Origin of the sequence: Sphingomonas sp. TDK1 (assembly GCF_001650735.1) — a bacterium.
Lineage (GTDB): Bacteria > Pseudomonadota > Alphaproteobacteria > Sphingomonadales > Sphingomonadaceae > Sphingomonas.
Genome location: NZ_LXVY01000036.1, coordinates 1 through 8,090, shown reverse-complemented (window position 1 = coordinate 8,090; position 8,090 = coordinate 1). Strand labels below are relative to the sequence as shown.

The following is an 8,090-nucleotide window of genomic DNA, read 5'->3' as shown; positions in this document are numbered from 1 at the left end:
AGTTCGTTGGCGGTGTGCAGTCCGGCACGCACCGTCGCGCGACGGCGCGCTGTTGCGCGCTCTTAGGGCAATGAGTTTCCTTCCTCCTGATGGCGGCCCGGCGGTCGCACTAACGGCGACACCGAAGGGAAACGGCTACCAGGCGACGGTGACTGTCAATCGGCGCGGGATAATGACCCCGGATCGGCGTCCAACATTGACCCCTTGATAGTAATGCTGGCGACGGGTTCGGCATGGGGGTGTCGCCCTCGATCACGTGAAGGTAAGCGAGTCCTCGCGCGGCGAGGCCCTTCGCTATGTGATTGAAGAGCGATTGCGGATCGCTGTCCGCGATGTCGTTCTGGCCGTTCTGCGGTGAGATGCGCACGCCGTTCCGCCCCGACCGCTGCGGTCACGGAGTCCACGACCTCCATGAGAAAGCGCGCGCGGTTCTCGATGCCGCCGCCGTACGAGTCGGAGCGTCTGTTCGTGCGATCGCGCAGGAACTGGTCGATCAAGTAGCCGTTGGCGGCGTGCACCTCGACGCCGTCGAACCCGGCGGCGAGCGCGTTCTTGGCGCCCTGAGCGTACTGCGCGACAATGCCGGCAATTTCGGTTGTCTCCAGCGCACGGGGCGTCGGGATCGGCTCGAAGCCTTTTTCGGTGAAGGCCTGGGCGTCGGGCTTGATGGCGGAGGGTGCGACCGGCAGCGCGCCTCCCGGCTGGAACGCGGGATGCGAGATGCGCCCCACGTGCCAGAGCGGGCCACCATGACGCCGCCAGCGACGTGCACGGCCCTGGTTACGATCTTCCAACCTTCGATCTGGGCTTGGCTATGGATCCCCGGGGTCGCGATATAGCCCTGACCTTCCGGCGCGATCTGCGTGGCTTCCGAGATGATGAGCCCCGCACTCGCGCGTTGCGCATAGTAGAGCGCGTTAAGAGCGTGAGGTACGTTTCCGGCGCCGGCCCGGCTGCGCGTAAGCGGGGCCGTCACGCATCTGTTCTTCAGCGTGTAGGGTCCTAGCGCTATGGGACTGAAAAGCGTCGGCGCGCCGTTTAATGCTGCTCCTGCCATGAGGAACTCCTGAAATCACGAGTTTACTGTGACGACGATCTTCCCCAACTGCTCATTCGATTCCATATACCGGTGCGCCTCGACTATCTGATCGAGCGTGAAGGTCTTGGCGATGACGGGCGTCAACGCGCCCTCCTTCAGGCCCTGTCTCACGAAGTCCTCGCCGCGCTTCAGTCGATGCTGGTCGCTCGTGACCTCGAACAGCGTATAGCCGCGCACGGATAGTGCCTTGAGCATCGCCGGTCCGGCCGGGAACGGCGTCGTTTGTCCGCTGAGCGCGCCGTAGATAAAGAGAATGCCTTCGCGGCTCAAAGCCTCTGCCAGCTTCTCGACCTGCGGTCCGCCAACTGGATCGAAAGCAATACGTGCCCCTTTGCCGCCTGTGATCCGGTTCACCTCTGCCACCAGATCCTGCTCATCCGTGGCGATCACATGCGGCGCTCCGGCCTTGCGAAGCGCTTCCGACTACACGCTCGTCCGGGTCAACGCGATGGGGATCGCTCCAACGCTATTGGCAATCTGGATCGCCGCAAGGCCAACGCTGCTCGACGCCGCTGTGATGATGACAGCCTCGCCTTCCGCAAGCTTTCCGATGTCGATCAATGCGCCGTACGCCGTCAGATAGGCCATCCATACCGCCGCCGATGTGACTGCGCTCTCGCCCATGTGACGTTTCACGACAGCGGAAGCGGGCACGATCGCCTCTTCCGCATAGACGCCGTACTTGTTCATCGAAAATGCCGGAATGACGCTGACCGCGTCGCCTGGCTTGAAGCTGTTGACGCCGGGACCCAAGGCCTCGACGATCGCGGACGCTTCATAGCCGAGCCGGGCCGGGAGATTGGCGGGCTCCAGATAGGCACCCGACCGGAACATGGCTTGGCGAGTGCTCCTGCCTCAGATTCAAGGTGTTGGTGGGTGCCGAACAAAGGCGGTGTCTTCGACGTCATGGGCGTGGCCGATCGCCTTCCGAATGTCGTGCGGAAGTTTGCGGCATTCGAGGATGACCTTCTGCGCATAAACGTCCCGCACCGCGGTCAGCGGCACGACGAATTCGCCGGCGTTTTCGACGTAGATCACGAGTGCATCGGGGCGTACGAGGCGCACGGCACCGATACCCTCGCTGCCGTCCGACACGAACGCCATGAACCCTTCCTCGATACCTTCGCGCATCCTTGCTCTCCTAAATTTGTCGCGTCTCTCGCGCCGACGACAAAAACTTCACTCGGCTGCGTGGCTGACCGCGCGGCCGGCCGTTCGGAACAATGCGATCATCTCCCGGTTGAAGGCGGCCATGTCGTCGGGGCTGCGGCTCGTTACGAGGCCCTGGTCGACGACGACCTCCTGATCGACCCAGTTCGCGCCGGCGTTCTTGAGATCGGTCTTAAGCGACGGCCACGAGGTCAAGCGGCGGCCGCTCGCCGCGCCGGTCTCGATGATCGTCCACGGCCCATGGCAGATCGAGGCTACGGGCTTCTTGGCATCGAAGAACGCCTTGGCGAACGCCACGGCCTTGGCGTCGGTGCGGAGCGTGTCCGGGTTGATGACGCCACCCGGTAGTAACAGCGCGTCGAAATCTTGTGGCTTCACGCTTCCGAGGGCAGCGTCGACGGCGTATCCCTTGCTCCAATCCGTGAAATCCCAGGCGCGTACGGTTGGGCCCTTGGGCGAGACGATGCTGGTTTTGGCGCCAGCCTCGTCGAGGGCTTTGCGCGGTTCGGTCAGTTCGACTTCTTCAAAGCCGTCGGTAACCAGGATTGCGACCTTGAGGCCATCGAGTGATTTGCTTGTCATGAACCTTGTCTCCATTGAACTTGGGCGAAAAGGGTGCGCGTGACGAGAACAGGGGGGGGTGCACAGGTCACGCGCGCCAGGGTCGCCGTTTTTGGGGCGCCCGAGGGAGGACGAATGACGCCTCAAGGCCTGCCTGCGACTTAGGCCGCCTTCGGCACGCTGCCGTGCGGGTCGAGGACGAACTTCTTCGGCGAGCCCTGGTCGAAGGTGTTGTAGGCATCCAGCGCCATCTCGAGCGGGACGACCTCGACGTTCAAGAGCTTGCCGAGATACGGCATGCGGTCCCAAAGGATCGCCATCATCAAATCGCGGTTGTAGTGCATGATCGGAGCCTGCCCGGCCGAGATATGCGGCGACTTGATCCACGCCTTGCCGAAATCAATTCTGTACGTTCCGGCCTTGGCGTCTTTGTCGATGGCGTTGGGATCACCTCCCGTGTAGATGCCGGGCGCACCGATGGCTCCGTTCTCGCGAACGACCTCGATCAGGGTATTGAGAACAGCGGCGGGATCCTCGCCGGCGCCCGGACCGTTGCCATGGGCTTCGAAGCCGACGGCATCCACGCCACAATCGACATCACGCACGCCGAGGATCGCTTCGATCTGATCGGCGACAGGCGTTTCGCTTGCGACGTTGACAGTTTGATATCCGGCATCCTTCACGAGCTTCAAACGCTCGCTGTTCGTATCACCGACGATGATGCACGAGGCGCCGAGTAGATGCGCAGAAGCTGCCGCGCACCGGCCCACGGGGCCGGCGCCGGCAATGTAGACCGTCGAGCCGTATTTGACTCCGGCTTGGACGCAGCCGTGGAAGCCCGTAGGCAAGATGTCGGAGAGCAAGGTCAAATCCCTGATCTTTTCCATCGCCTGGTCCTTATCCGGGAATTTCAGCAGGTTCCAATCGGCGTAGGGGACCATGAGATAGTCGGACTGTCCGCCCTGCCAACCGCCGAGATTGAAGCCGTAGGCGCCGCAGTCGGCCTTGTCGTTGACATTCTCACAGGTGTCGGTGTGGCGCTCCTTGCAGTTTCGGCAGCGCCCACAGGAGACGTTGAAGGGCACCGAGCAGAGATCGCCTTTCTTGATGAAATGGACGTCGGGTCCGACTTCGATCACTTCGCCCGTCATCTCATGGCCGAGCACCATCCCTTTGGGAGCAGGGAACCGGCCACGATAGATATGCTGATCGCTGCCACAGATGTTGGTGGTCACGATCTTCAAAATCGCGCCGTGCGGCGTCTTGTTGCCCTTCGGGTCGACGAGTTTTGGAAAGTCGAAAGTCTGAAGCTCCAGTTTCTTCGGACCCATGTATGTGACCACGCGATTGCCACTGCTAGCCATGATGTGTCTCCTTGTTTGATGTGTGAGTTATCATGAGTCGCCCCGGGCCGACTGTCGGCCGCAGCCCTCAGCACAACATTACTCTAATGACGTGTAAGCGCCAGTGCAAAAGTAGGGTCAGGACTCATTGATCAGAGCCAGAAGATGACGGTGGCGGAGAAGAAGGCCTTCGGGCACCGATCGTAGCGTGTCGCGACGCGTCGCCAGTCCTTGAGACGACCGAACATGATCTCGATGCGGTTGCGGCGTTTGTAGCGACGCTTGTCGTATTTGACGGTCTTGTTGCGTATTTTCCGGCCCGGGATGCACGGCGTGATGCCCTTTTCCTGCAAGGCGTCGCTGAACCAGTCGGCGTCATAGCCCCGGTCGGCCAGCATCCATTGCGCTTTGGGCAGACTGTCGAGCAACGCGGCTGCGCCAGTGTAATCGCTGATCTGCCCAGCGGTCATGAAGAAGCTGATGGGACGACCATTCGCATCAGTCACGGCATGCAGCTTGGTGTTCATGCCGCCTTTCGTACGTCCGATCAGGCGTCCCAGACCTCCTTTTTTACACCAAGGCTGGACGCCGTGCGGTGCGCTTTGAGATAGGTCGCGTCGATCGTGATCGTCTGGCGTTCGGGAGCCTGAGGTGCAGCCAGGCCTTCCATCATGCGGACAAAGATGCCTTTGTGAAGCCGCCCCCTAATTGACCGGACACGGCCTCCCACTTCCGTAAGGGGTAGGAGTAATGTGGTGTCTATGACTGGTTCGATATCGAAGAGTGAGGTCCTTTCGGGACCCGAGCGGCGGCGGCGTTGGGCGCCCGCCGAGAAACTGGCGATTGTCGCGGAGACCTACGAGCCGGGCATGAGCGTGAGCCTGGTTGCCCGGCGGCATGGGATTGCGCCCAACCAGTTGTTCTCCTGGCGTCGGCTGGCGAACCAGGGTGCACTGACGGCGACGCGGTCCGAGGAAGAAGTCGTTCCGGTGTCCGAATACAGGATGCTGCAAAATCAGATCCGCGAACTGCATCGGCTTCTCGGCAAGAAGACGCTTGAGGCTGAAATCCTGAAGGAAGCGCTCGACGCCACGGCGGGCCCAAAAAAACATCTGCTGCGCTCGCTGTCGTGGCCCAGGGACGGTTCGCGATGAAGGCCGTCTGCGAAGCGCTGGGCGTGGCCCGGTCTAACATCGCCGCACGGGCCAGAGCTCCCCTCGGCAAGCCCCGTCAGGGGAGGCCTGCTTTGCCCGATAACGAGATGGTCATGGCGATCCAGGCCATCATCACCGACATGCCGAGCTATGGCTATCGCCGCGTCTGGGCGCTGCTACGGCGTGTGGCACGGGCGGAAGGCAGGCCGGCGCCCAATCACAAACGGGTCTATCGTGTCATGAAGGCGCGCGGCCTGCTCCTGCAGCGCCATGCCGGCGGTGTCGAGGCGCGACGTCACGATGGCCGTATCGCCGTCGATCGATCCAACCTGCGCTGGTGCTCGGACGGCTTCGAACTCGGCTGTGACAATGGCGAGAAGGTCCGCGTCGCCTTCGCGCTCGACTGCTGCGACCGCGAGGCGATCGGCTTCGTCGCGACGACCGAGGGCATCAAAGGGGAGGATGTCCGCGACCTCATGACGGTGGCCGTCGAAACCCGCTTCGGCCCGGTCAATCGTCTGCCCGGCGTGATCGAATGGCTGACCGACAACGGCTCGGGCTACATCGCCGGCGAAACCCGGCGCTTTGCTCGCGAGATCGGCTTCGAACCGCTGACGACGCCGGTCCAGAGCCCGCAATCCAACGGCATGGCCGAGGCCTTCGTGCGAACCATCAAGCGCGACTACGCCAGGGTCAATCCGATGTCATCAGCCGAAATCGTCATGCGTCAGCTTCCAGCATGGTTCGATCACTACAACCGCCTTCACCCGCACAAGGCGCTGGGATACCGTTCACCGCGAGAGTTCATCGCAGATCGTTCAACCAAGGAGGACGTGTCCGGTCTTTGAGGGGCAACAACACTTTGTCGCTCCACCGCTTCCAGCGATTGTAGAGCGTCTTTGCCGGGCCATATTCTCTCGGCGCATCCCGCCACCTCAGCCCATTGCCGTTGACGAAGAAGATGCCGCTCAAAACCCGCCGGTCATCGACGCGCTCCCGGCCATGGCTCTTCGGAAAATAGGGCTGAAGACGCGCCATCTGCTCGTCCGTCAGCCAATACAAATCACTCATCTTTCAGACTCCTCACCGCGAGCCTGAATCACAGTCGTCACATCAAATCAATGGGTCCTGACCCTAAGCTCTGTGGTAATGCCTTGGCGCGAAACCCAAGCACCGCCACGCAACTGAGAAGAACGCGCCCACGTTTCAGGCCCTAGCTGTAAGTTGACAGATGTTTTTTGCAAAAACACCGAGAATGAGCTCGCCTCGACGGTCACACCGCAGCCGGCCATCGATCGAGTGCCATTTTGGCGATGGCGAGCAGTTCGTCGATCGTAGCGCCGTCGCGCGCCTGAACGGACATGCCTTCCATGACCGTATTGAAGAATTTGCCTAGCACGGCCGGATCGGCATCGGCCGCAAGCTCGCCGTGCGCGGCGCCACGATGCAGACGCTCGACTAGGAGGGCCTCCGCCGCGATACGCTTGTCGCGCAGCAGGCATTCGATGGCGGCGGACGCCGGCGACACGGCTGCCGCTGCCGAATACATGAAGCAGCCGGCCGGCGTTCCAGGTTCGGAGAACGTTGACGCCGCTCGTTCCAGCAGGCCCGTGACAGCCTCGAAGGTGGCCAACGCCGGATCGTTGATGGGTGCATAGAGGTGGACGCTGAACGTGGCGGAATAGCGCTCGATCACCGCCGCGAACAGCCCCGCCTTGTTGTCAAACGCCGCATAGAGACTGGCGGCGGCGACGCCAGTCTCCGCCACCAGATCGGCCATCGACGTCGCCTCGTAGCCGCGCTGCCAGAAAAGCCGTACCGCCTTGTCGAGCGCAGCGTCAGTGTTGAACTCTCGAGGGCGGCCTGCGCCACGACGGGCTTTCGTGTCTGTCATGTCTGGTGCCCGATATGGAATGATCGATAAATAATAGCTTGAACCTTGTCGCTGACATCGATACAGAACGATCGTTCAATAATCAAGGAGTGTCCCATGAGCCGCATCGTCCGTATCCACGAATATGGCGACGCCAGCGTCCTCAGGATTGAAGATGTGGCAGTGCCCGCGCCCGCGGCCGACGAAGTGCAGATCGCGGTGAAGGCGATAGGCATAAACCGCGCCGAGGTGATGTTCCGCAACCATGCCTACCTTCAGGAAGCCGAGTTCCCTAGCCGACTCGGCTACGAGGCTGCCGGCACTGTCGTTACGGTCGGGGCGGACGTGACCGGGTTTGCAGAAGGCGAAGCCGTCAGCGTCATCCCCCCGCTCGATATCGCGCGCTGGGGCACCTATGGCGAGGTCGCCAACGTGCCCGCCCGCCTCGTCGTCAAGCATCCGGCGGCGCTGTCGTTCGAGGAAGCGGCGGCCGTGTGGATGCAGTATGTCACCGCTTGGGGCGCGCTGGTGGAGCAGGCGAAGCTCGGCGAGGGCGATTTCGTCATCGTCACCGCTGCTTCCAGCAGCGTCGGGCTTGCTGCCTTCCAGATTGCGCGGATGGTCGGCGCGACGGTGATCGCGACGACGCGTACCGGCGCCAAGCGCCAGGCCCTGCTTGATGCCGGTGCACATCATGTCGTCGCGACCGGGGAAGAGGATCTGGTAGCAAAGGTGATGGAGATAACCGATGGTGCAGGTGCGCGCGTGGTGCTCGATCCGGTCGGAGGCCCGTCGTTCGAGCAGCTGACCGCGAGCATGGCGCGCGGCGGCATCCTGCTCGAATATGGCGCGCTCAGCGGCGAGCCAACGCCTGTCTCTTATACACATCT

General features: G+C 62.2%; 8 protein-coding genes and 4 pseudogenes. 2 read left to right on the top strand and 10 right to left on the bottom strand.

Annotation, left to right across the window (positions count from 1 at the left end):
• Nucleotides 1–155: 155 nt before the first annotated feature.
• The 8 genes and pseudogenes from A7X12_RS25260 to A7X12_RS19205 form a co-directional block, all read right to left on the bottom strand.
• Complete coding sequence (locus A7X12_RS25260) at nucleotides 156–794, bottom strand: oxidoreductase (RefSeq protein ID WP_269747833.1); 639 nt, start codon at nucleotides 792–794, stop codon at nucleotides 156–158.
• An 11-nt stretch (nucleotides 795–805) separates the two neighbouring features.
• A pseudogene (locus tag A7X12_RS26645) lies at nucleotides 806–1,057 on the bottom strand (oxidoreductase); the annotation flags it as partial.
• A gap of 15 nt (nucleotides 1,058–1,072) precedes the next feature.
• Nucleotides 1,073–1,507 (bottom strand): annotated as a pseudogene (locus A7X12_RS26035) (zinc-binding dehydrogenase); the annotation flags it as partial.
• Between the two features lie 15 nt (nucleotides 1,508–1,522).
• Complete coding sequence (locus A7X12_RS26030) at nucleotides 1,523–1,933, bottom strand: alcohol dehydrogenase catalytic domain-containing protein (protein ID WP_198162093.1); 411 nt, start codon at nucleotides 1,931–1,933, stop codon at nucleotides 1,523–1,525.
• A gap of 27 nt (nucleotides 1,934–1,960) precedes the next feature.
• A complete protein-coding gene (locus A7X12_RS19220; RefSeq protein WP_064313083.1) occupies nucleotides 1,961–2,230 on the bottom strand; it encodes a hypothetical protein in 270 nt (89 codons plus the stop codon).
• A gap of 48 nt (nucleotides 2,231–2,278) precedes the next feature.
• Nucleotides 2,279–2,851: a type 1 glutamine amidotransferase domain-containing protein gene (locus A7X12_RS19215; protein ID WP_064313082.1), complete on the bottom strand. Its 573-nt coding sequence runs from the start codon at nucleotides 2,849–2,851 to the stop codon at nucleotides 2,279–2,281.
• Nucleotides 2,852–2,991: 140 nt separating this feature from the next.
• Nucleotides 2,992–4,194: an alcohol dehydrogenase catalytic domain-containing protein gene (locus A7X12_RS19210; protein ID WP_064313081.1), complete on the bottom strand. Its 1,203-nt coding sequence runs from the start codon at nucleotides 4,192–4,194 to the stop codon at nucleotides 2,992–2,994.
• Nucleotides 4,195–4,325: 131 nt separating this feature from the next.
• Nucleotides 4,326–4,861, bottom strand: a pseudogene (locus A7X12_RS19205) (IS5 family transposase); the annotation flags it as partial.
• A 73-nt stretch (nucleotides 4,862–4,934) separates the two neighbouring features.
• Here A7X12_RS19205 and A7X12_RS19190 point away from each other — a divergent pair.
• Nucleotides 4,935–6,175 (top strand): IS3 family transposase gene (locus A7X12_RS19190; RefSeq protein ID WP_443029312.1). Its coding sequence is split into 2 segments (ribosomal slippage): nucleotides 4,935–5,268 and nucleotides 5,268–6,175, totalling 1,242 coding nucleotides; the frame shifts between segments, so codons are not numbered across the junction.
• Between the two features lie 16 nt (nucleotides 6,176–6,191).
• Here the strand turns inward: A7X12_RS19190 and A7X12_RS25255 are convergent.
• Both A7X12_RS25255 and A7X12_RS19185 read right to left on the bottom strand, forming a co-directional pair.
• Nucleotides 6,192–6,398 (bottom strand): annotated as a pseudogene (locus tag A7X12_RS25255) (transposase); the annotation flags it as partial.
• 202 nt (nucleotides 6,399–6,600) lie between these two features.
• Entirely contained in the window at nucleotides 6,601–7,221 is a 621-nt protein-coding gene (locus A7X12_RS19185; RefSeq protein ID WP_064313077.1) for a TetR/AcrR family transcriptional regulator, read from the bottom strand.
• 96 nt (nucleotides 7,222–7,317) lie between these two features.
• On the opposite strand from A7X12_RS19185, the gene A7X12_RS19180 reads away from it, so the two are divergent.
• On the top strand, nucleotides 7,318–8,090 hold a 773-nt coding region (locus tag A7X12_RS19180; protein WP_064313076.1), incomplete at its 3' end, for a zinc-dependent alcohol dehydrogenase family protein.